The sequence below is a fragment of the Escherichia sp. UTM R2 genome (assembly GCF_048593455.1).
GTDB lineage: Bacteria > Pseudomonadota > Gammaproteobacteria > Enterobacterales > Enterobacteriaceae > Escherichia > Escherichia coli.
Map to the genome: position 1 here is coordinate 566,195 of NZ_JBFWDY010000002.1, position 21,646 is coordinate 587,840.

At 49.1% G+C, this 21,646-nt stretch carries 21 protein-coding genes and 1 other RNA gene; 9 read left to right on the plus strand and 13 right to left on the minus strand.

Translation table 11 applies throughout. The features are described 5' to 3' along the window. Positions 1–6: 6 nt before the first annotated feature. The 7 genes from AB4H76_RS03570 to kbaZ form a co-directional block, all read right to left on the minus strand. Positions 7–1,161, minus strand: coding sequence for an AgaS family sugar isomerase (locus AB4H76_RS03570; protein WP_001433711.1), 1,155 nt, complete (start codon positions 1,159–1,161; stop codon positions 7–9). Positions 1,162–1,511: 350 nt separating this feature from the next. Beyond that, positions 1,512–2,645, minus strand: a complete 1,134-nt coding sequence (gene nagA / locus AB4H76_RS03575) for an N-acetylglucosamine-6-phosphate deacetylase (protein WP_077492471.1) — start codon at positions 2,643–2,645, stop codon at positions 1,512–1,514. Then, positions 2,642–3,076, minus strand: a complete 435-nt coding sequence (agaF, locus tag AB4H76_RS03580; protein ID WP_000948814.1) for a PTS galactosamine/N-acetylgalactosamine transporter subunit IIA — start codon at positions 3,074–3,076, stop codon at positions 2,642–2,644. The genes nagA and agaF overlap by 4 nt, the downstream gene beginning before the upstream one ends. 17 nt (positions 3,077–3,093) lie before the next feature. After that, the gene (agaE, locus tag AB4H76_RS03585) at positions 3,094–3,972 is read right to left on the minus strand and encodes a PTS N-acetylgalactosamine transporter subunit IID (protein ID WP_001295548.1); all 879 of its coding nucleotides are present in this window, start codon (positions 3,970–3,972) and stop codon (positions 3,094–3,096) included. Further along, a complete protein-coding gene (gene agaW / locus AB4H76_RS03590; RefSeq protein WP_077492473.1) occupies positions 3,962–4,741 on the minus strand; it encodes a PTS N-acetylgalactosamine transporter subunit IIC in 780 nt (259 codons plus the stop codon). Before agaW ends, agaE begins: the two co-directional genes overlap by 11 nt. Positions 4,742–4,751: 10 nt before the next feature. Beyond that, positions 4,752–5,225: a PTS N-acetylgalactosamine transporter subunit IIB gene (gene agaV / locus AB4H76_RS03595; protein ID WP_001295547.1), complete on the minus strand. Its 474-nt coding sequence runs from the start codon at positions 5,223–5,225 to the stop codon at positions 4,752–4,754. 22 nt (positions 5,226–5,247) lie between these two features. Further along, positions 5,248–6,528, minus strand: coding sequence for a tagatose-bisphosphate aldolase subunit KbaZ (gene kbaZ, locus AB4H76_RS03600; protein WP_042096485.1), 1,281 nt, complete (start codon positions 6,526–6,528; stop codon positions 5,248–5,250). A gap of 248 nt (positions 6,529–6,776) precedes the next feature. Here kbaZ and agaR point away from each other — a divergent pair, with 248 nt between their 5' ends. Further along, on the plus strand, positions 6,777–7,586 hold the full coding sequence (agaR, locus tag AB4H76_RS03605; protein ID WP_000072187.1) for an aga operon transcriptional regulator AgaR: 810 nt from the start codon (positions 6,777–6,779) through the stop codon (positions 7,584–7,586). Positions 7,587–7,640: 54 nt separating this feature from the next. Here agaR and yhaV read toward each other — a convergent pair whose 3' ends face one another. The 3 genes from yhaV to garD all read right to left on the minus strand — a co-directional run bounded on the left by yhaV (position 7,641) and on the right by garD (position 10,160). Next, positions 7,641–8,105, minus strand: coding sequence for a type II toxin-antitoxin system ribonuclease toxin YhaV (gene yhaV / locus AB4H76_RS03610; RefSeq protein WP_000347273.1), 465 nt, complete (start codon positions 8,103–8,105; stop codon positions 7,641–7,643). Continuing rightward, positions 8,105–8,440, minus strand: a complete 336-nt coding sequence (gene prlF, locus AB4H76_RS03615; RefSeq protein WP_021547164.1) for a type II toxin-antitoxin system antitoxin PrlF — start codon at positions 8,438–8,440, stop codon at positions 8,105–8,107. Before prlF ends, yhaV begins: the two co-directional genes overlap by 1 nt. A gap of 148 nt (positions 8,441–8,588) precedes the next feature. Then, complete coding sequence (garD, locus tag AB4H76_RS03620) at positions 8,589–10,160, minus strand: galactarate dehydratase (protein WP_001753084.1); 1,572 nt, start codon at positions 10,158–10,160, stop codon at positions 8,589–8,591. 374 nt (positions 10,161–10,534) lie between these two features. Here garD and garP point away from each other — a divergent pair, with 374 nt between their 5' ends. The 5 genes from garP (at position 10,535) to rnpB (ending at position 15,226) form a co-directional block, all read left to right on the plus strand. After that, entirely contained in the window at positions 10,535–11,869 is a 1,335-nt protein-coding gene (gene garP, locus AB4H76_RS03625) for a galactarate/glucarate/glycerate transporter GarP (RefSeq protein WP_077492475.1), read from the plus strand. A gap of 15 nt (positions 11,870–11,884) precedes the next feature. Continuing rightward, the gene (garL, locus tag AB4H76_RS03630) at positions 11,885–12,655 is read left to right on the plus strand and encodes a 2-dehydro-3-deoxyglucarate aldolase (protein WP_001723934.1); all 771 of its coding nucleotides are present in this window, start codon (positions 11,885–11,887) and stop codon (positions 12,653–12,655) included. A gap of 29 nt (positions 12,656–12,684) precedes the next feature. Beyond that, complete coding sequence (garR, locus tag AB4H76_RS03635; RefSeq protein WP_001303675.1) at positions 12,685–13,575, plus strand: 2-hydroxy-3-oxopropionate reductase; 891 nt, start codon at positions 12,685–12,687, stop codon at positions 13,573–13,575. A 96-nt stretch (positions 13,576–13,671) separates the two neighbouring features. Beyond that, the gene (gene garK / locus AB4H76_RS03640; RefSeq protein ID WP_001424370.1) at positions 13,672–14,817 is read left to right on the plus strand and encodes a glycerate 2-kinase; all 1,146 of its coding nucleotides are present in this window, start codon (positions 13,672–13,674) and stop codon (positions 14,815–14,817) included. Positions 14,818–14,849: 32 nt separating this feature from the next. Further along, positions 14,850–15,226, plus strand: an RNA gene (rnpB, locus tag AB4H76_RS03645) — RNase P RNA component class A. A gap of 500 nt (positions 15,227–15,726) precedes the next feature. Here rnpB and AB4H76_RS03650 read toward each other — a convergent pair. The 3 genes from AB4H76_RS03650 to tdcR all read right to left on the minus strand — a co-directional run bounded on the left by AB4H76_RS03650 (position 15,727) and on the right by tdcR (position 17,949). Then, on the minus strand, positions 15,727–16,914 hold the full coding sequence (locus AB4H76_RS03650) for a YhaC family protein (protein ID WP_077491411.1): 1,188 nt from the start codon (positions 16,912–16,914) through the stop codon (positions 15,727–15,729). Positions 16,915–16,935: 21 nt separating this feature from the next. After that, positions 16,936–17,475 carry a protein YhaB gene (gene yhaB / locus AB4H76_RS03655; RefSeq protein WP_000675733.1) on the minus strand — a complete coding sequence of 180 codons (540 nt, stop codon included), beginning with the start codon at positions 17,473–17,475 and terminating at the stop codon, positions 16,936–16,938. 255 nt (positions 17,476–17,730) lie between these two features. Further along, complete coding sequence (tdcR, locus tag AB4H76_RS03660) at positions 17,731–17,949, minus strand: transcriptional activator TdcR (RefSeq protein ID WP_001301311.1); 219 nt, start codon at positions 17,947–17,949, stop codon at positions 17,731–17,733. A gap of 314 nt (positions 17,950–18,263) precedes the next feature. Between tdcR and tdcA the strand changes: the two genes are divergently transcribed. From tdcA to tdcC, 3 genes are all read left to right on the plus strand, one after another. Then, a complete protein-coding gene (gene tdcA / locus AB4H76_RS03665; RefSeq protein WP_000104211.1) occupies positions 18,264–19,202 on the plus strand; it encodes a transcriptional regulator TdcA in 939 nt (312 codons plus the stop codon). Between the two features lie 98 nt (positions 19,203–19,300). Further along, the gene (gene tdcB, locus AB4H76_RS03670) at positions 19,301–20,290 is read left to right on the plus strand and encodes a bifunctional threonine ammonia-lyase/L-serine ammonia-lyase TdcB (RefSeq protein WP_000548347.1); all 990 of its coding nucleotides are present in this window, start codon (positions 19,301–19,303) and stop codon (positions 20,288–20,290) included. A 21-nt stretch (positions 20,291–20,311) separates the two neighbouring features. Further along, positions 20,312–21,643, plus strand: a complete 1,332-nt coding sequence (tdcC, locus tag AB4H76_RS03675) for a threonine/serine transporter TdcC (protein ID WP_000107723.1) — start codon at positions 20,312–20,314, stop codon at positions 21,641–21,643. Positions 21,644–21,646: the final 3 nt, after the last annotated feature.

Below are 21,646 nucleotides of genomic sequence, written 5' to 3' on the forward strand. Positions count from 1 at the left end.
ATCCTCTTATGCCTGCCACGGATGAATGATTACGCCTTGCACCACGCGGTTAACGGTGCCGCTGGCTGATGGGGTATCCGGCGTATTGCCCATGTGCAGCGACTGCATCAGTGCAAACGTCTGGGCGTACATCAGGAAGCAAAATGCCTGCTCAACGTCGATAAAGTGACGTGACGGCGGCAGGATAATATGTGGACCGGCAGCGACGATGTCGGTGCTTTCCGCGGCGATGGCGATTACGCGCATTGCCTGGTTGTCACGGCGAAGTTCAGCCAGCAGATCAAGATCATACTGACGGGTGTAAGGGTGGCTTGAGACAAATACCACCACCAGCGTTTCGTTATCGACCAGCGATTTCGGGCCATGACGGAATCCGGTCGGGGAATCATAGAAGGCCGCCAGTTTACCCGCAGTCAGTTCCAGCACTTTCAGCGCCGACTCGCGTGCTGCGCCCTGTAAGCCACCGCTGCCGAGATAAACGATCCGTTTCCACGGTGCGTAACCAAACACACCTTCGCTGAAATCGCCCAATGAGGTCAGGATCGCCTGGCAACGATCCGCCACGTCGCGGAAGGTTTGGCTGTTGATCGTCTCAGGTGCGAAAACCGCGAGGCAGCTGGCCATCATGGTGGTAATGCTGCTGGTCATCGCAAAGCCGCGATCGTGCGTTTCTGCGGGCATCAGCAGGGCAAACGCGTTGTCGCTGTTGATCGCGTTTTGGTAAAGAGCGCCCGCTTCGTTGCAGGTGATCGGCAGGTGATAGCACTCGGGTACAAATTGATTTGCCAGTTCCACGGCGGCGACGCTTTCCGGGCTGTTGCCGGATCGACCGAAGGAGATCAACAGCAGCGGATGAGCTGGATTCAGGTAGTCCATCGGATTGGTGACCAGATCGGTGGTCGGTACGGCGCTGAAGTTTTTACCGGTATGGCTGGCGAGCCACGGCGCGATGATGTCACCGATAAATGCCGACGTTCCGGCTCCGGTCAGGATGATCCGCAGATTCTCTTTGCGCAGTAACGGTTCAAGGAAGTTATTGAGCGCGGAACGTAGCGCGTCGATGTTGGTGAGTGAACGGATCCATGCGCGAGGCTGATGGCGGATCTCTTCTTCAGTCCATGTACCGGTTGCGGCGGCAGCAGGGGGGTAATTTTCTGGCATAACTCAATCCTTAGTCTGATGAACTTGACGTCGGGCGTTGTCGCTTTCACTTGCCTTTCGTTTCATTTCACTTAGTGATGTCTTTCGTTGATTAAAATCTATAGAAAAGAAACTGAAAGTTCAATTGAGAAAAAGGAAATAAAACGAAATTTGTGATCGTTGAAAGAAAAGACAAGGGAAGATTAAAGAATTGCATGATGACGTTGCTATGTGCACCGATTGCCGGATGCGGCGTACCGTAGGTCGGATCAGACGCGTTAGCGTCGCATCCGACACCGCTGCACAGATCAAAAAGAAAGAAAAAGAAAGGCCTTACGGGGGAAGTGAAGGCCCAATAATGGAGCAAACCATCAAAACGAAGCTAATTGACCCTGAATCCAGATTTGTTGCACATGCAGCCCGCTATCCAGCGCAACGACGCTGGCGCGTTTGCCCGGTTTAAGCGATCCCAGAACACCATCAACACCCAGCATTCGCGCCGGATGCAGCGACGCCATATGGATGGCTTCCGCAGGCGTTACGCCCGTTAACTCGACCATGTTGCGCACTGCTGCATCGACAGATAGCGTACTGCCCGCCAGCCCACCGGACGCGGTACGGACAACGCCACCGTGCATCTGCACTTCTTCACCACATAACGTATAGCGACCATCCGGCATCCCGGCTGCCTGCATCGCGTCGGTGATCAGCACGATTCTCTCTTTCGCACAGCAACAACACAGCGACATCGCCGCCGGATGCACATGATGACCATCGGCTATCAGTTCCAGCCAGGCGCGCTTGTCCGTTAATCCCGCGCCAACCATTCCCGGTTCGCGGTGATGTAAACCTGTCATCCCGTTATAGCAATGCACCAGGCCGTCGGCACCAGCATCAAATGCGGCGCGGGTTTGTTGCCAGGTCGCCGCGCTATGCCCCAGCATCACCCTTACGTTTTGCTGTTTAAGATGGCGGATGGCCTGCACTGCCCCTTCTTTTTCCGGTGCCAGCGCTACCACGCGTAAGGTGTGCTGAGAAACGGCAATCAATTGATCCAGCTCGGCAATTTCCAGCTCGCGAAACAGCTCCGGCGGATGCGCGCCTTTATTCTGCGGCGTGAAGTACGGTCCTTCGAGATAACTCCCCAGCACTTGCGCACCAGGTCCGCCGCCTTGGCAACGTTGAGCAATACGTTTCAGCGCCGCATGAATGGTATTAAGCGGCGCGGTTACGGTGGTCGGTAACCAACTGCCTACACCTTCGCGTGCCTTGTGCATTGCCAGCTTGTCGAGCACATCCGGCGCGTCATCCATTACATCAACGCCCGTACCACCGTGTACATGGGTGTCGATGTAAGCGGGGCAGAGCAGTTCCGCATCGCGTTCAGTCACGCCCACTGGAATCGGTTCGATTGCTGCGATGACACTATCAGCAATACACAACTGATGGTCATCGAGCCATCCCTCTTCAGTCAGCAGCCTTCTGGCGCGCAGAACGTGTGTCATATTCCTTCCTCGACCGGACATTCTTCATGGCAGCGGCCTAGCTCGTCCACCAGACTGGTCAGCCCTCGGTGTCCACACTCCAGCGCCTGTACACGGAATTCTTCACCGCTTAACCCTTCGCGCTCCAGCACCATCTCCAGTAGCAGTTGCAAATTGGTGCCGGTAATCACTTCACAGCCCGGTTTTTGCATCGCCAGCGTTGAAGCTACGCGAAACGGCGTGCCGCCCAGCAAATCCGTCAGAAAAACAATGCCGTCTTCACAATCCAGTTGGGCGATGGCCTCTTCAAGCTGCGATGTAAGCAGCGCGGTGCTTGAGGTTTCGGGAAAATCGATGGCAATAAACTGCGATTGATCGCCGAGGATTTGCTTCATTGCTTTTTCCATGCCACTGGCAAACCCGCCATGCCCTGTCAAAATAATACTTAACATCTAATACCTCATTGTATTTAAAGGAAATGGCAGAATTTACCGACGATCCCTAGAACCACGGTAACTGCAATCAGGCGCAGCGGACTCCAGCCGCGGCGTACCAGCCAGAACATGGTCAGGGTATAGACCAGCGGTAAGAAGGCAGGCATCAGTTTGTCGATAACATCAGCCTGTAACTTAACCACTGCGTCGCCCGCCGTGATTTCCAGCGTGGTGCTTAAACGAACATAGGTTGCCACCAGCGCGCCGATTACCGTCATCCCAACGATAGACGCAGCATGGCCGACTTTTTTGGTATTCGCCTTAATGAGTGGAATCGCCGCCACGCCCATGCGGTAAGCATAATGCGCCAGACCAAAACGCAGCCCCAGGTGTACCACGTTGAACAGCACAATAAATACGACTGCGCCAAGAATAGAGCCTTGTAGCGCAAGGCTTGCGCCTATCCCGCCACAAATGGGTAACAGCGTAAGCCAGAACATGGCATCGCCAATCCCCCCCAGCGGTGCGCCGACGGCAATTTTGGTGCTCTGAATACTGTTAACGTCCTGCTTAGAACGCTCCATCGCAAGGATAATGCCGATAACAAACGTCACCAGAAACGGATGGGTATTGAAGAAACCCATATGCCCTTTCATGGCGCGCGCCAGGTCACGTTTGTTAGTGTGGATCTTTTTCAGAGCAGGCAGCAGACCGTACAACCAGCCAGAAGCCTGCATACGTTCGTAGTTAAAAGACGCTTGTAACAGCATGGAACGCCAGGCGACGCGGTTGATATCTTTTTTCGTCAGCTCCGCGCCAATGCTCTGATCTTCATACACGTTTTCATTGACGCCAGTCAGCAATGTTTCTTCGTTTTCACTGACGTTCGGCAGGGTGGTTTGATTAGATGCCATCTTCAAATTCCTCTTTCTGTGCCGCAGGTTGAGTCGGTTCAGGAGATTTACGCAGCAGGTCGATCAGCGCCATCGCCAGCGCAGCGGCAGCAATAGCCAGCACCGGTAACTTGAGCCAGGCTGCGGCAACAAAGCCCAGGATGAAGTAGGGGATGTAGACGTTTTTCATCATGATTTTCAGCAGCACGGCAAAACCGATTGCTGGCATGATGCCGCCCGCGACGCCGAGTCCGTCGATTAATCGTTGCGGCAGGATATCAATGATGGTTTTTGCATGTTCCGCGCCGAAGTAGATAGGCAGGAAAGCGCAGAGAAAATAGAAAGTGCCGAGTGCCAGCAGTGCCAGATAGTTCACGCGTTCAATGCCGCGAGTATCGGCGTTCTCCGCCATCCGGTCGCAGCGAGACATCACGCCGGACATCACCGAGAACAGGAAGGTAATCCCCATCTGTACTGCGACAGCGAAAGGTACGGCGACACCGACTGCGACATCGGGTTTCACGCCAGTAGTAATGGCAAACGCCGTGCCGACGATAGTACCGATAATCACGTTAGGCGGCTGTGCGCCCGCCAGCGGGGCCAGCCCCATCCATACCAGTTCCAGCGTACCGCCGGTTAAAATTCCGGTATGCAGATCGCCAAGTACCAGCCCGACCAACGGGCCGAGGACCACCGGGCGGTGCATATGGGTTAAGCCGTTAAACATATCCAGGCCAGCGATAAAGGCGATAATGCCCAACGCGAATGCCTGCAACAGACTGATTTCCATGATGAATCCCTCAAAGTAATTTAAAGAGGTCCACAGCAGGCTCTGTCGGGACGCCCTGAACGAAGCATTCCACCCCAGCGGCTTTCAGGTCGTTAAATGCTGCGATATCGCCCGCATCCACAGAAACCGTTTTGGCGATTTGTTGCTTGCCATTGGCGTAGTGCATATTGCCAACGTTAATGCGATTCACCGGAACGCCACCTTTCACCAGCGTCAGGAAATCGGCGGGTGTTTTACAAACCAGCAGGATTTTCTGTCGATCGGCGGCGCGATGAATGTTGTCGATAACTTTTTGCAGCGTCCAGAAACGTACGGCGATCCCTTCTGCCAGTACCATTTCCATCAGGTTTTGTTGTACCGGATCTTCGGCAACCTCATCGTTGGCTACCAGCACCAGATTTGCCCCCGCAAATCCGACCCACTGAACGCCGACCTGACCGTGAATCAAGCGTTCATCAATCCGGCTTAAAACAATATTTGGCATAGCGTGTTCCTCTTTGTTTTGCTTATTGGCCTTCACAGGCTGTGTGGTACTGCGCCAGGATGTCCTGAATATGGTTGATAATGAGTTCCCGTGGCGTCGGTTGCAGCTCGCCGGAGCGAACTTTCACGTATTGCAGCGGCAGATACTGGCTGATGAGCGGCAGCGGAATCGGTGAATCCGCCAGATTACGAACCAGATGGGCGAAAGCGTCATCAATCTGGCTGTCCGGCCAGTAATAACGCACGCGATCCGAGTAGCTATAACCACGCGCCAGACGACGCGCGTTGCCGTCACCGTGGTAGTGGCTTTGCCAGTATTCCGGGCGGTCGAGCATCACGTTTTCCAGCACCTGACGCAGACCGGAACAGGCTTTCGCTGGTACCAGTTCTTCTTCAATCGCCGCCAGAGAAAAAAGGGCTTCACGCAGGGCGAAGGTCAGCGCCGGGCCAACTTTCAGAATGGCAAAGTGGTCAATCACCAGCTGGCGCAGCGATTGCGGCGTTTGATAATCGGTAGAGTGCGCTTCGAAAATCAGCGTTTCGTAGTTTTCGACCATCTGGCTTAAGGCGCTCGCTTTGGCGGGCTGATAATCAATAACGTTGGTGTGATCGAATTCGACGCCGGGTTGAACCACCAGGGCAATGATGCGTGGCCAGATGGCATTCAAACCTTGCTTTTCAAAGGCGTGACGATGGGCTTCCAGCGTGGCGCGGGCGGCATCCGGCGTGGTGACCGCCAGCTCGCTTAAGGTTTCATGCGCGCCGCCAGGTACCGGCACTTCGGTACCAATGACATACTCCAGATCGGCTTCGCCAAAGTGTTCGCGACAGGTTTCTTCCGCCACTTTCGCCAGACGGGCGGCGCGTTCAGCCACGATGTCATCAGTTAAGGGAATTGGATCGTCCTGACAGGACATGCTGCAATCAAGGTGGATTTTTTTGAATCCTGCCGCAACGTAGCTTTTAATCAAATCATCGGCATTGGCCATTGCCTGAGCGGCTGGCAGGTTTTGCCAGCGGTTTGGCCCCAGATGGTCACCACCCAGAATCAACGCATCCTGCGGGAAATTCAACGAGTCGGCGAGCTGACAAACAAAGCCGCGAAAATCGGCGGGCGTCATTCCGGTATAACCGCCGAACTGGTCTACCTGATTGGAGGTTGCTTCAATCAGTAACGGCGTTTGGTTTGCACTGGCGTAGCGGATTGCAGCCTCCAGCACCAGCGGATGTGCGGAACAAACGGCATAAATTCCATTTGTTTTGCCCGCTTTGTGCTGTCTCACCATTTCTGTCAGATGTTTCACTTTCCTCTCCAGTTCAGATTACTGCGATATTAATCTTTCGTTTTGTTTCAGTTGATACTGCGTCATGGTGAGATAAAAATAAAACGAAAGATAATGGTTTTCTGATCTGATTCACAAAAGAAACATAATGAAAGTCACTGAAACGAGAGTAGCTTGCGTCAATGGGCAAGGTAGGCTTGCATTTGCTTAATAGAAAGGCGTTAATAGGCAAAACGAAATGAAACGAAAGTTTTACGAAAGGACTTACTATGAGTAATACCGACGCTTCAGGTGAGAAGCGAGTGACAGGCACCAGCGAGCGACGAGAACAGATCATTCAGCGTCTGCGACAGCAAGGGAGTGTGCAGGTTAACGATCTGTCGGCATTGTATGGCGTATCTACTGTGACGATCCGCAACGATCTGGCGTTTCTGGAAAAGCAGGGGATCGCTGTGCGTGCCTATGGTGGCGCGTTGATCTGCGATAGCACGACGCCGTCAGTCGAGCCATCAGTGGAAGATAAAAGCGCGCTGAACACCGCGATGAAACGCAGCGTTGCGAAAGCTGCCGTTGAGTTGATTCAGCCAGGTCATCGGGTGATCCTCGATTCCGGGACCACCACTTTTGAGATTGCTCGTCTGATGCGCAAGCACACTGACGTAATTGCGATGACCAACGGTATGAACGTGGCTAATGCGTTGCTGGAAGCGGAAGGCGTTGAGCTGCTGATGACCGGCGGGCATTTGCGCCGTCAGTCGCAATCTTTTTACGGCGATCAGGCTGAGCAATCGCTGCAAAATTACCACTTCGATATGCTGTTTCTTGGTGTAGATGCGATCGATCTGGAGCGCGGCGTCAGCACGCATAATGAAGATGAAGCCCGTTTAAACCGCCGGATGTGCGAAGTTGCGGAACGGATCATCGTGGTCACCGATTCCAGTAAATTCAATCGTTCCAGTTTACATAAGATCATTGATACTCAACGTATCGACATGATCATTGTTGATGAAGGCATTCCTGCGGATAGTCTGGAAGGACTGCGAAAGGCTGGGGTTGAAGTGATTCTGGTCGGGGAGTGAGAAAGGGTGCCCGCTGGTCAACACGAATGCGTTCGGCGGGCATTGTGAACACCATCAATGGGTTTCTTCTGTCTCTCGGGTGAGGGTTTCCCAGTCGGCAGGAGGATGCCCTCTTTTTAACATTTTGCTGAATACGGTATAGGCATCTGTTTTTTTACCGTAGGTGCGCAGAGTGTTTTCATCGTTCATCCATCCCAGAATGATGACTTTCTCTTTTTCACTATAACGAAAGAAGAGACGATAACGACCAGCACCAAATTTTACCCGTGACCAGTCTTTATTTTTCCCAGAGCCTAACGACTTGCCATGACGGAATGCCGGTGATGATGGATTGACCGTGATATGCTCCTCAATCACTTTATGGACTACCGCCAATAACTTTGTGGCGGCTTTTCTCTGATAATTTTCAGGATCTTTTCCCTTTAATGTCTCGACTTCGGCAACTAAAGCGTCGTAGGTTTCCTGAAAACAGGGATGAGCATATAGCGCCCAACCATTAACCCTTTGTGGAAAATCCATTATTCGTCGTCGCCAATCTCATCGTCAATGTTGACGTCCATGCCAGCGACAAGTTTCTTTCCTTGTTGAGTGTCGAATGGACGAGTTTTTTGCGGGTTGTTCTGGATATCTGCATCCAGAAAACGCAAAAATGCATTCATAGTATGATCCTCCTGTTCATCTCCCAGTCGGCACATAAATACTTGCCCACCAGGCAGAATTTCGTAATGAATGCTGTCCAGGCCTGGCTTCAGTTTTAAGGCCTCACGCACTGGCGCGGGGATAGTTGTTTGTCCGCGTATCGTGACCTTTGATTCAGTGGTCAGTACAGCGTTAGAGCGAGCATTAGCGGGCATGATTCACTGTCCTTTTACAGCCTGTTTTCTGCTCAAATTATAAGCTTGAACTAAGGTAATGCAAATGCATTATTAATGGATGTGTGGACTTTAAACAATAAAAACATGGCACTAAGGCCATGTTTTGCGAGGGACGTTCCAAAAGAAATCAGGTCACCGGTGCCGGGTTAAACACCGCCAGCTGGTTATGCAGTCCCCATTGATCCGAGAAAGTTTTCTTCTTCCCGCTGGCGACGTCGAGAATAAAGTGGAACAACTTCCAGCCCACCTCTTCAATGCTCTCTTCGCCGGTAGCGATAGTGCCCGCGTTAATATCCATTAAATCAAACCAGCGGTTCGCCAGCTCGGTGCGGGTTGCCATTTTAATGACGGGTACCGCCATCAGGCCGTACGGCGTACCACGGCCGGTCGTAAACACTTGCACGGTGATACCCGAAGCCACCTGTTGCGTGCCACAGACAAAATCGCTGGCTGGCGTCGCGGCGTAAATTAATCCGCGTTTAGTCGGGCGTTGACCGGGCGACAGCACTTCAACAATTGCACTTTTACCCGATTTAGCAATGGAGCCGAGCGCCTTCTCCACCACATTTGCCAGACCGCCTTTCTTGTTGCCCGGCGAAGGGTTGGCGCTGCGGTCGGTTTTTCCCATATTGAGATAGTTATCGTACCACTCCATCTCCTCCAGCAGCCGTTTGCCGACCTCTTCGTTAACGGCGCGCGGCGTCAGCAGATGAATCGCGTCACGCACTTCCGTTACTTCTGAGAACATCACCGTTGCGCCGCAGCGCACCAGTAGATCAGACGCATAGCCAACCGCCGGGTTTGCCGTTACACCAGAAAACGCATCGCTGCCACCGCACTGCATACCAACGACCAGTTCTGAAGCCGGGCAGGTTTCTCGCTGACGTTGATTCAGTTTTTGTAGATGGCGTTCGGCGATCTGCAAAATATCCTCGACCATGGACTGAAAACCGACATGCTTTTCATCCTGCAAGCTGACAATACTGGCGTTCTCCAGCGGAATACCTTGTACATCATCCGTGCCGACCAGCAGGCGTTCTGGCTGTAATTTCTCGCAACCCAGGCCAATCACCATCACCTCGCCGCCAAAGTTTGGGTTCAGCGAAATATTGTGAATGGTACGAATAGGAACAACTGCCGCCGGTGCGTTAATCGCCACGCCACAACCGTACAGATGATTCAGCCCCACCACGCCATCGACGTTCGGGTATTTCGGCAGCAGATCGCGTTCAATGATTTTCACCACGTAATCTACGACGCCTGCCACACAGTGGACGCTGGTGGTGATGCCGAGCAGGTTTTTGGTGCCCACGCTGCCATCGGCATTGCGATAGCCTTCAAAGGTGTAACCTTCAAGCGGCGGTAAGGGTTCCGGCACTTTGGTTGCCAGTGGCAGCGTGTGTAATGGCGGCGCTTCCGGCAGTACAACCATTGACTCGTCGATCCAGCTTCCGCGTGGGATTGCGCGCACGGCGTAACCAATCACTTCGCCATAACGAATAATTTCACCATTAGCCGGAATGTCCAGCAATGCGACTTTATGCCCCTGGGGAATATGTTCAATTAATTCCAGCCCATCCGGAAAACGCGTTCCTGCTTTCAGGCCATTATCATTAACAATAATTGCCACATTATCTGTGTCGTGAACTTTTATATAAAACGCAGTTGGCGTTTCTTGTCTGATTTCGATGTTGGCCATTGTGCAATATTCTCCAGCCAGGGGTTATTAAAATGAGGACCTGGTCTCATTTAAAAATAAATGACTTCATTGGGTGAAATAAGAATGTCAGGAGTTTAAACGCAGAAATGTGATCAATGTCAATCATTTCAGGGATTGCAATGCCGCCCGGCAAGGTAAAGCGCAAATCTGTGCTTTAGCGCGCAACCTTATGTGCATATGCTCAAAATAATATTCAAATGGTATTAATTAAATTAGCGTTTGCACAATGATTATTATTCTCGCGCTGCTTATACTAATTCCCGAGTTCATTGTCGTTACGGCATAAATGAAACTCATAAATAACACCTTCCCCATAATAATAAAAATCAGCATAAGTACCCGAGGTAAATAAAATGATTCTGGACACCGTTGACGTAAAAAAGAAAGGCGTGCATACCCGCTATTTAATATTACTGATTATTTTTATTGTTACCGCCGTTAACTACGCCGATCGTGCAACGCTGTCTATTGCTGGTACTGAAGTAGCAAAAGAGTTGCAGTTAAGTGCGGTTTCGATGGGTTACATCTTTTCTGCTTTTGGCTGGGCCTACTTGCTGATGCAAATCCCCGGCGGCTGGTTGCTTGATAAGTTTGGCTCGAAAAAAGTTTACACCTACAGCCTCTTTTTCTGGTCGCTATTCACCTTCCTGCAAGGTTTTGTTGATATGTTTCCGCTGGCCTGGGCTGGGATCTCCATGTTCTTTATGCGCTTTATGCTCGGCTTCTCGGAAGCGCCATCATTCCCGGCGAACGCCCGAATTGTCGCCGCCTGGTTCCCGACGAAAGAACGTGGTACTGCCTCCGCCATCTTTAACTCGGCGCAATATTTCTCGCTGGCGCTCTTTTCGCCTCTGCTTGGCTGGCTGACTTTCGCCTGGGGCTGGGAGCACGTCTTTACCGTTATGGGGGTGATTGGTTTTGTGCTGACGGCGCTGTGGATCAAGTTGATTCATAACCCGACAGATCACCCACGTATGTCTGCGGAAGAGCTGAAGTTTATCTCTGAAAATGGCGCGGTGGTCGATATGGACCACAAAAAGCCGGGCAGCGCGGCAGCAAGCGGTCCCAAACTGCATTACATCAAGCAATTGCTCTCTAACCGCATGATGTTGGGCGTATTTTTCGGACAATATTTTATCAACACTATCACCTGGTTCTTCCTCACCTGGTTCCCGATTTATCTGGTGCAGGAAAAAGGCATGTCGATTCTGAAAGTGGGTCTGGTCGCCTCGATTCCGGCAATGTGTGGTTTTGCGGGCGGCGTGCTGGGAGGTGTCTTCTCGGATTATCTGATCAAACGCGGTTTGTCCCTGACCCTGGCACGTAAGCTACCGATTGTGCTGGGAATGTTGCTGGCTTCCACCATCATCTTATGTAACTACACCAACAACACCACGCTGGTGGTCATGCTGATGGCGCTGGCTTTCTTTGGCAAAGGATTTGGTGCGCTGGGCTGGCCGGTGATTTCTGACACCGCGCCGAAAGAGATTGTTGGCCTCTGCGGCGGCGTCTTTAACGTCTTTGGCAATGTTGCCTCCATTGTCACTCCACTGGTGATTGGCTACCTGGTAAGTGAACTGCACTCCTTCAATGCAGCACTGGTTTTCGTGGGATGTTCAGCGCTGATGGCGATGGTCTGCTACCTCTTCGTAGTTGGCGACATTAAACGTATGGAATTGCAGAAATAAGCAAAGGTATAAGCGATGAATAACGATGTTTTCCCGAATAAATTCAAAGCCGCACTGGCTGCGAAACAAGTACAAATTGGTTGCTGGTCAGCACTCTCTAACCCGATTAGCACTGAAGTTCTTGGTTTGGCTGGGTTTGACTGGCTGGTGCTGGATGGCGAACATGCGCCAAACGATATTTCCACGTTTATTCCGCAGTTAATGGCCCTGAAAGGCAGCACCAGCGCGCCAGTAGTGCGAGTGCCGACCAACGAGCCGGTAATTATTAAGCGTCTTCTGGATATCGGTTTCTATAACTTCCTGATTCCTTTTGTAGAAACAAAAGAGGAAGCAGAGCAGGCCGTGGCATCGACGCGTTATCCGCCAGAAGGCATTCGCGGCGTCTCCGTTTCTCACCGCGCCAATATGTTTGGCACCGTGGCGGATTATTTCGCTCAGTCGAACAAGAACATCACTATTCTGGTCCAGATAGAAAGTCAGCAGGGCGTAGATAACGTCGATGCCATTGCCGCTACCGAAGGCGTAGACGGCATCTTCGTCGGCCCCAGCGATCTGGCCGCGGCATTAGGCCATCTCGGCAATGCATCACACCCGGATGTACAAAAAGCAATTCAGCACATTTTTAACCGTGCCAGCGCGCACGGCAAACCCAGCGGTATCCTCGCGCCGGTCGAAGCCGATGCGCGTCGTTATCTGGAATGGGGCGCGACGTTTGTGGCTGTCGGCAGCGATCTCGGCGTCTTCCGCTCTGCCACTCAGAAACTGGCTGATACCTTTAAAAAATAACCACCACCGCAACAAGAGAGATGATTGATATGACTATGAAAGTTGGTTTTATTGGCCTGGGGATTATGGGTAAACCAATGAGTAAAAACCTTCTGAAAGCAGGTTACTCGCTGGTGGTTGCTGACCGTAACCCAGAAGCTATTGCTGACGTGATTGCTGCAGGTGCAGAAACAGCGTCTACGGCTAAAGCGATCGCTGAACAGTGCGACGTCATCATAACCATGCTGCCAAACTCCCCTCATGTGAAAGAGGTGGCGCTGGGTGAGAATGGCATTATTGAAGGCGCGAAGCCAGGTACGGTATTGATCGATATGAGTTCTATCGCACCGCTGGCAAGCCGTGAAATCAGCGAAGCGCTGAAAGCGAAAGGCATTGATATGCTGGATGCTCCGGTGAGCGGCGGTGAACCGAAAGCCATCGACGGTACGCTGTCAGTGATGGTGGGCGGCGACAAGGCTATTTTCGACAAATACTATGATTTGATGAAAGCGATGGCGGGTTCCGTGGTGCATACCGGGGAAATCGGTGCAGGTAACGTCACCAAACTGGCAAATCAGGTCATTGTGGCGCTGAATATTGCCGCGATGTCAGAAGCGTTAACGCTGGCAACCAAAGCGGGCGTTAACCCGGACCTGGTTTATCAGGCAATTCGCGGTGGGCTGGCGGGCAGTACCGTGCTGGATGCCAAAGCGCCGATGGTGATGGACCGCAACTTCAAGCCGGGCTTCCGCATTGATCTGCATATTAAGGATCTGGCGAATGCGCTGGATACTTCTCACGGCGTCGGCGCGCAACTGCCGCTCACAGCTGCGGTTATGGAGATGATGCAGGCACTGCGTGCAGATGGTTTAGGAACGGCGGATCATAGCGCCCTGGCGTGCTACTACGAAAAACTGGCGAAAGTCGAAGTTACTCGTTAATGACGTCGTGCCCGGATGGCGTATTGCAATCCGGGCCTGGAATCCAGGCCGAATAAGAGAAACGCCCTCCGGCGTCATGTGGTAACAGGCATAGGTATGAAAATCGTAATCGCCCCAGACTCTTATAAAGAAAGTTTATCTGCCAGCGAGGTTGCGCAGGCGATAGAAAAAGGATTTCGGGAAATTTTTCCTGATGCACAGTACGTTTCTGTTCCGGTTGCCGACGGTGGCGAAGGAACGGTGGAAGCGATGATTGCAGCCACCCAGGGTTCCGAACGTCACGCCTGGGTTACAGGGCCGTTGGGCGAGAAAGTGAATGCCAGTTGGGGGATCTCCGGCGATGGCAAAACCGCGTTTATTGAAATGGCGGCGGCCAGTGGGCTGGAGCTGGTACCTGCGGAAAAACGCGATCCACTCGTGACCACTTCACGCGGCACAGGCGAGTTAATCCTGCAGGCGCTGGAGAGCGGCGCAACAAACATTATTATCGGCATTGGCGGCAGCGCCACAAATGATGGCGGCGCAGGCATGGTACAGGCGCTGGGGGCGAAATTATGCGACGCCAACGGCAATGAAATTGGTTTTGGCGGCGGTAGTCTTAATACTCTGAATGATATTGATATTTCCGGCCTCGATCCGCGCTTAAAAGATTGCGTCATTCGCGTCGCTTGTGATGTCACCAATCCGCTGGTGGGCGATAACGGCGCATCGCGCATCTTTGGCCCACAAAAGGGAGCCAGTGAAGCGATGATTGTTGAGCTGGACAATAACCTCTCTCACTATGCCGATGTCATTAAAAAAGCGCTGCATGTTGATGTGAAAGATGTCCCCGGCGCAGGAGCTGCTGGCGGTATGGGCGCGGCGCTGATGGCGTTTCTTGGTGCGGAACTGAAAAGTGGTATTGAAATCGTCACTACGGCGCTGAATCTGGAGGAACATATTCACGATTGTACGCTGGTGATCACCGGTGAAGGGCGTATTGACAGCCAGAGTATTCACGGCAAGGTACCGATTGGTGTCGCAAACGTGGCGAAGAAGTACCATAAACCGGTGATTGGCATTGCGGGTAGCCTGACCGATGATGTTGGCGTTGTACATCAGCATGGCATTGATGCGGTCTTCAGCGTACTGACCAGCATTGGTACGTTGGACGAAGCATTCCGCGGGGCTTATGACAATATCTGCCGTGCTTCACGTAATATCGCCGCGACACTGGCGATTGGAATGCGCAACGCGGGGTGACAAGGGCGCGCAAACCCTCTATACTGCGCGCCGAAGCTGACCAGACAGTCGCCGCTTCGTCGTCGTCCTCTTCGGGGGAGACGGGCGGAGGGGAGGAAAGTCCGGGCTCCATAGGGCAGGGTGCCAGGTAACGCCTGGGGGGGAAACCCACGACCAGTGCAACAGAGAGCAAACCGCCGATGGCCCGCGCAAGCGGGATCAGGTAAGGGTGAAAGGGTGCGGTAAGAGCGCACCGCGCGGCTGGTAACAGTCCGTGGCACGGTAAACTCCACCCGGAGCAAGGCCAAATAGGGGTTCATAAGGTACGGCCCGTACTGAACCCGGGTAGGCTGCTTGAGCCAGTGAGCGATTGCTGGCCTAGATGAATGACTGTCCACGACAGAACCCGGCTTATCGGTCAGTTTCACCTGTTTTACGTAAAAACCCGCTTCGGCGGGTTTTTGCTTTTGGAGGGGCAGAAAGATGAATGACTGTCCACGACACTATACCCAAAAGAAAGCGGCTTATCGGTCAGTTTCACCTGTTTTACGTAAAAACCCGCTTCGGCGGGTTTTTACTTTTGGAGGGGCAGAAAGATGAATGACTGTCCACGACACTATACCCAAAAGAAAGCGGCTTATCGGTCAGTTTCACCTGATTTACGTAATAAACCGTTCCGGCGGGTTTCAGATTGTTGAGTGCGCTTTATTCATGCCGGATGCGGCGTGAACGCCTTATCCTGCCTACAAAAGCACGCAAATTCAATATATTGCATAGATGGCGTAGGCCTGATAAGCGTAGCGCATCAGGCATTTTTGCGGTTGCCATCAGTTTCAAACCCGCGTCGATAAGTTTTTGCTTTTGGTGCACAGGGTAAGATGAATAAATATCTACGGTATTAATAATAGACTTTGTAAGAAGTTATTAAGTCTATATTGCATTTAAAAGGTCGTAATCATACGTATAGTCCTCTCTGGTAAAATATTGCTTCTCTGAGTTATATGCTTCATATGCGTTATATTTTTCGACTTCAAAGCCATTGTCCGGAGAATTTTCGTCTTTCTCGAGGTCATTATCAAAAAGGAATTCCTCTGAGCTAGAGTCTTCTATGTTTAAATCCATAGTATAATTAATTTGGGGAATGACCAGATAAGCATTTTCTTTGATATTTTCATAATCTTCAATGATTATATCGATGTAATCATATATTTTTTCTGATGAGAATTCTTTCATCTCTGGTAATTTAATTCTGTTCAAACAATTGTTGATTTTCGATGAGCTTTTATATATTTCTTTTGTTAATTCATTTTCTAATTTATCTGTAAGAGTTGCCCTTGGTATAGATTTTATAATTGCAAATCTCATAATTTTTAATTGTTCTTCGGTAATGTCTCCAGGCTCATTCAAACAACTTTCGACAAACTTGATTTTTTCTTCAGAATACATATCGCTAATGCTTATTAAAACAGGTGTTATTTTTAGTAAATAATCCCAGGAGATTGTGGCGTTTTGTGTTGAACTAACAAAATTAACCTGAAACATGTTGGCATTAGTAAAATTTGTTGAATTCAATTTAAAAGGATTTAAAATAGTATTAGCCATATGTTTATCTGTGAAATCATAATAATCTAAATCGACATTACGTAAGTCCAGAGAGGATAGATCAACGATATCTCCAGTCCCACAACTAAAAATTACGTTTAACCTCCTGATTTCATTGTAAATATCTTTTAATGGGCAATTAATATTGATATTACCTGTGGATATTTCCTGGTTTTTTAACGGTTCATTAATGGTAAGTTCACAAGTATTGTCCGATCGTTGAATAATTTGGGCGTTATAACCTAAAAAATCCAGACGAAGAGACGAGACATTATAAAGAATTACATTTTGTAAGTACGCTAATTCTTTTTGAAAATCACCAGTGATAATGCATTTTCCACCAGGTTGTAACGTGTTAAGTAAAGTGACCATTTCAATAGAGGTCTGTTTTAGTTTTTCTATACCTGGTGCTAGTGCTTCGAGGTTATTTCCTGTTGGGCTTTCAGGAAGGTCATTCATTTTTCGACGGACTAAATCACTACTAATATCATTACCAATTGATGAAACAGGGAACATTATTTTATCCTTTATAAATAATCAATAAAAATCATTATTAAAATGATCGGGTGAAAAAAAGAGAATTTGCCAACAATCTGAAGTAATGCTGGTTTTATTAAAGTGCACAAGGGGTGTTAAGATGGCTTCTTTTCGGGTGAATTTTGCACAATACTTAGAAATCGTCTCCTTAATACATTCCAGCTCTTTTTTATTGACGGCTGAGCAAGTACATTGTTCACCAAAAGGTGCAAAAGTGCCTACATCTAATGTTTGTATGATATAATCATCATGTTCTCCTGTAGAAATATCTATAATGAATGGACTCATATTTTCCGGTTGGATTCGGATCATGACAGAAGGAACATCGCCATGATAGAAATTCAATGCAGTTATTGCAGATAATACTCTCCGCAGTTCATTACTTATACTGTAAATTTTATTAACGTCATTGGTGGAGACAATTTCTGCAAACTTTCTTTTTACCGTCCAATAATCAATATTTCTATTGTGATTGTTAACCACTGCGTGCATTGGCGGGATTGAAGGGTGAAAAATATGCGCAATTGGGAAGCCTTTCATTGATGCCTGCCTTGTCATCATGACAAACAATAATAGATGCTTATTTTCCTCACAGGGTTCTTTCGCACTATCAAAAAACGCTCATTTACCCGGCGTTACAGTAAACGAAGCAACATTCTGTGGCCTACGCCGATCAAAAGCTCTGTGAAAATTTCCCTTGTTGTCTTTGTCTGACCTTATCGCGGCGATCAGCAATTATTCGTTTTGTGATCCTCAACACAAAATGCTATTCGTCGCCTATGAGGGGAGAAGAATTTATGGAAAACGATTGCATTCACAAAATGACGTCCTGTCAGAAGAGAAAAAGTTGACGTTAATCAATTGTTCGAGATGATCAATACATGTATTCGAAATTTTAAAATATTGATAAAATAAATGTTTGTTCTCCAACAAATAGCGTGAAAAAATGTGACATGCCGCATTATTTATCACTGAAAATGGTTTATTTATAATAAAATTTGAGAACTTGCTCATTAAATTTAACTCAAATTTTGCCTGGTAATTATCCGGTAATTGCTTGAAATATGGTCTCAGCCCCTTTTTTGTATTAACCACATAACGAATGATGTTATCGCCATAAAATATGGTTATCCCCGTCATTTTTTTTGACAAAAATCAGGGTTTATGCTGATTTTTATACTTTAACTTGTTGATATTTAAAGGTATTTAATTGTAATAACGATACTCTGGAAAGTATTGAAAGTTAATTTGTGAGTGGTCGCACATATCCTGTTCATTTCATTTTGATACACTTCATGCCGTCAATGAGGTAATTAACGTAGGTCGTTATGAGCACTATTCTTCTTCCGAAAACGCAGCACCTGGTAGTCTTTCAGGAAGTCATTAGAAGTGGTTCTATCGGCTCGGCTGCAAAAGAATTAGGGTTAACTCAACCGGCCGTCAGTAAAATCATTAACGATATTGAAGATTATTTTGGTGTGGAATTAGTGGTGCGGAAAAATACCGGTGTAACATTAACACCTGCCGGTCAATTGTTACTCTCCCGTTCCGAATCCATTACCCGTGAAATGAAAAATATGGTTAATGAGATAAGCGGTATGTCTTCTGAGGCGGTGGTGGAAGTCTCATTTGGTTTTCCTTCATTGATTGGTTTTACTTTTATGTCAGGGATGATCAACAAGTTCAAAGAGGTGTTCCCGAAAGCGCAGGTTTCTATGTATGAAGCGCAACTGTCTTCGTTCTTACCGGCAATCCGCGACGGTCGACTGGATTTTGCGATTGGTACGTTAAGTGCAGAAATGAAGCTTCAGGATTTACATGTTGAGCCGCTGTTCGAGTCCGAGTTTGTGCTGGTAGCCAGTAAGTCCCGAACATGCACCGGCACCACCACGCTGGAGTCGTTGAAGAACGAACAGTGGGTGTTGCCACAAACTAATATGGGGTACTACAGCGAACTGCTTACTACGTTACAAAGAAATGGCATCAGTATTGAAAACATCGTTAAAACCGACTCAGTCGTGACAATTTATAATCTTGTTCTCAATGCTGATTTCTTAACTGTAATTCCTTGTGATATGACGTCACCTTTTGGTTCTAATCAATTTATTACTATTCCGGTTGAAGAAACATTGCCTGTGGCACAATATGCCGCGGTATGGTCGAAAAATTATCGTATTAAAAAAGCAGCATCGGTTTTGGTGGAATTAGCCAAAGAGTATTCATCTTATAATGGGTGTAGACGAAGGCAATTAATAGAAGTTGGTTAGTTATTTGTTTTTATTTAAACATAAATAATCCACCTGTCTGTCTTGCAGGTGTCGGTTAAGGTTACCTACATATTTAATTCAGGCGAAGAGGTTTTATAATGCATATTACATACGATCTGCCGGTTGCTATTGATGACATTATTGAAGCGAAACAACGACTGGCTGGGCGAATTTATAAAACAGGCATGCCTCGCTCCAACTATTTTAGTGAACGTTGCAAAGGTGAAATATTCCTGAAGTTTGAAAATATGCAGCGTACGGGTTCATTTAAAATTCGTGGCGCATTTAATAAATTAAGTTCACTGACCGATGCGGAAAAACGCAAAGGCGTGGTGGCCTGTTCTGCGGGCAACCATGCGCAAGGGGTTTCCCTCTCCTGCGCGATGCTGGGTATCGACGGTAAAGTGGTGATGCCAAAAGGTGCGCCAAAATCCAAAGTAGCGGCAACGTGCGACTACTCCGCAGAAGTCGTTCTGCATGGTGATAACTTCAACGACACTATCGCTAAAGTGAGCGAAATTGTCGAAATGGAAGGCCGTATTTTTATCCCACCTTACGATGATCCGAAAGTGATTGCTGGCCAGGGAACGATTGGTCTGGAAATTATGGAAGATCTCTATGATGTCGATAACGTGATTGTGCCAATTGGTGGTGGCGGTTTAATTGCTGGTATTGCGGTGGCAATTAAATCTATTAACCCGACCATTCGTGTTATTGGCGTACAGTCTGAAAACGTTCACGGCATGGCGGCTTCTTTCCACTCCGGAGAAATAACCACGCACCGAACTACCGGCACCCTGGCGGATGGTTGTGATGTCTCCCGCCCGGGTAATTTAACTTACGAAATCGTTCGTGAATTAGTCGATGACATCGTGCTGGTCAGCGAAGACGAAATCAGAAACAGTATGATTGCCTTAATTCAGCGCAATAAAGTCGTCACCGAAGGCGCAGGCGCTCTGGCATGTGCTGCATTATTAAGCGGTAAATTAGACCAATATATTCAAAACAGAAAAACCGTCAGTATTATTTCCGGCGGCAATATCGATCTTTCTCGCGTCTCTCAAATCACCGGTTTCGTTGACGCTTAATTAATTCGTTGAGGATAGGATATGAGTACTTCAGATAGCATTGTATCCAGCCAGACAAAACAATCGTCCTGGCGTAAATCAGATACCACATGGACGTTAGGCTTGTTTGGTACGGCAATCGGCGCCGGGGTGCTGTTCTTCCCTATCCGCGCAGGTTTTGGCGGACTGATCCCGATTCTTCTGATGTTGGTATTGGCATACCCCATCGCGTTTTATTGCCACCGGGCGCTGGCGCGTCTGTGTCTTTCTGGCTCTAACCCTTCCGGCAACATTACGGAAACGGTGGAAGAGCATTTTGGTAAAACTGGCGGCGTGGTTATCACGTTCCTGTACTTCTTCGCGATTTGCCCACTGCTGTGGATTTATGGCGTTACTATTACCAATACCTTTATGACGTTCTGGGAAAACCAGCTCGGCTTTGCACCGCTGAATCGCGGCTTTGTGGCGCTGTTCCTGTTGCTGCTGATGGCTTTCGTCATCTGGTTTGGTAAGGATCTGATGGTTAAAGTGATGAGCTACCTGGTATGGCCGTTTATCGCCAGCCTGGTGCTGATTTCTTTGTCGCTGATCCCTTACTGGAACTCTGCAGTTATCGACCAGGTTGACCTCGGTTCGCTGTCGTTAACCGGTCATGACGGTATCCTGATCACTGTCTGGCTGGGGATTTCCATCATGGTTTTCTCCTTTAACTTCTCGCCAATCGTCTCTTCCTTCGTGGTTTCTAAGCGTGAAGAGTATGAGAAAGACTTCGGTCGCGACTTCACCGAACGTAAATGTTCCCAAATCATTTCTCGTGCCAGCATGCTGATGGTTGCAGTGGTGATGTTCTTTGCCTTTAGCTGCCTGTTTACTCTGTCTCCGGCCAACATGGCGGAAGCCAAAGCGCAGAATATTCCAGTGCTTTCTTATCTGGCTAACCACTTTGCGTCCATGACCGGTACCAAAACAACGTTCGCGATTACACTGGAATATGCGGCTTCCATCATCGCACTCGTGGCTATCTTCAAATCTTTCTTCGGTCACTATCTGGGAACGCTGGAAGGTCTGAATGGCCTGGTCCTGAAGTTTGGTTATAAAGGCGACAAAACTAAAGTGTCGCTGGGTAAACTGAACACTATCAGCATGATCTTCATCATGGGCTCCACCTGGGTTGTTGCCTACGCCAACCCGAACATCCTTGACCTGATTGAAGCCATGGGCGCACCGATTATCGCATCCCTGCTGTGCCTGTTGCCGATGTATGCCATCCGTAAAGCGCCGTCTCTGGCGAAATACCGTGGTCGTCTGGATAACGTGTTTGTTACCGTGATTGGTCTGCTGACCATCCTGAACATCGTATACAAACTGTTTTAATCC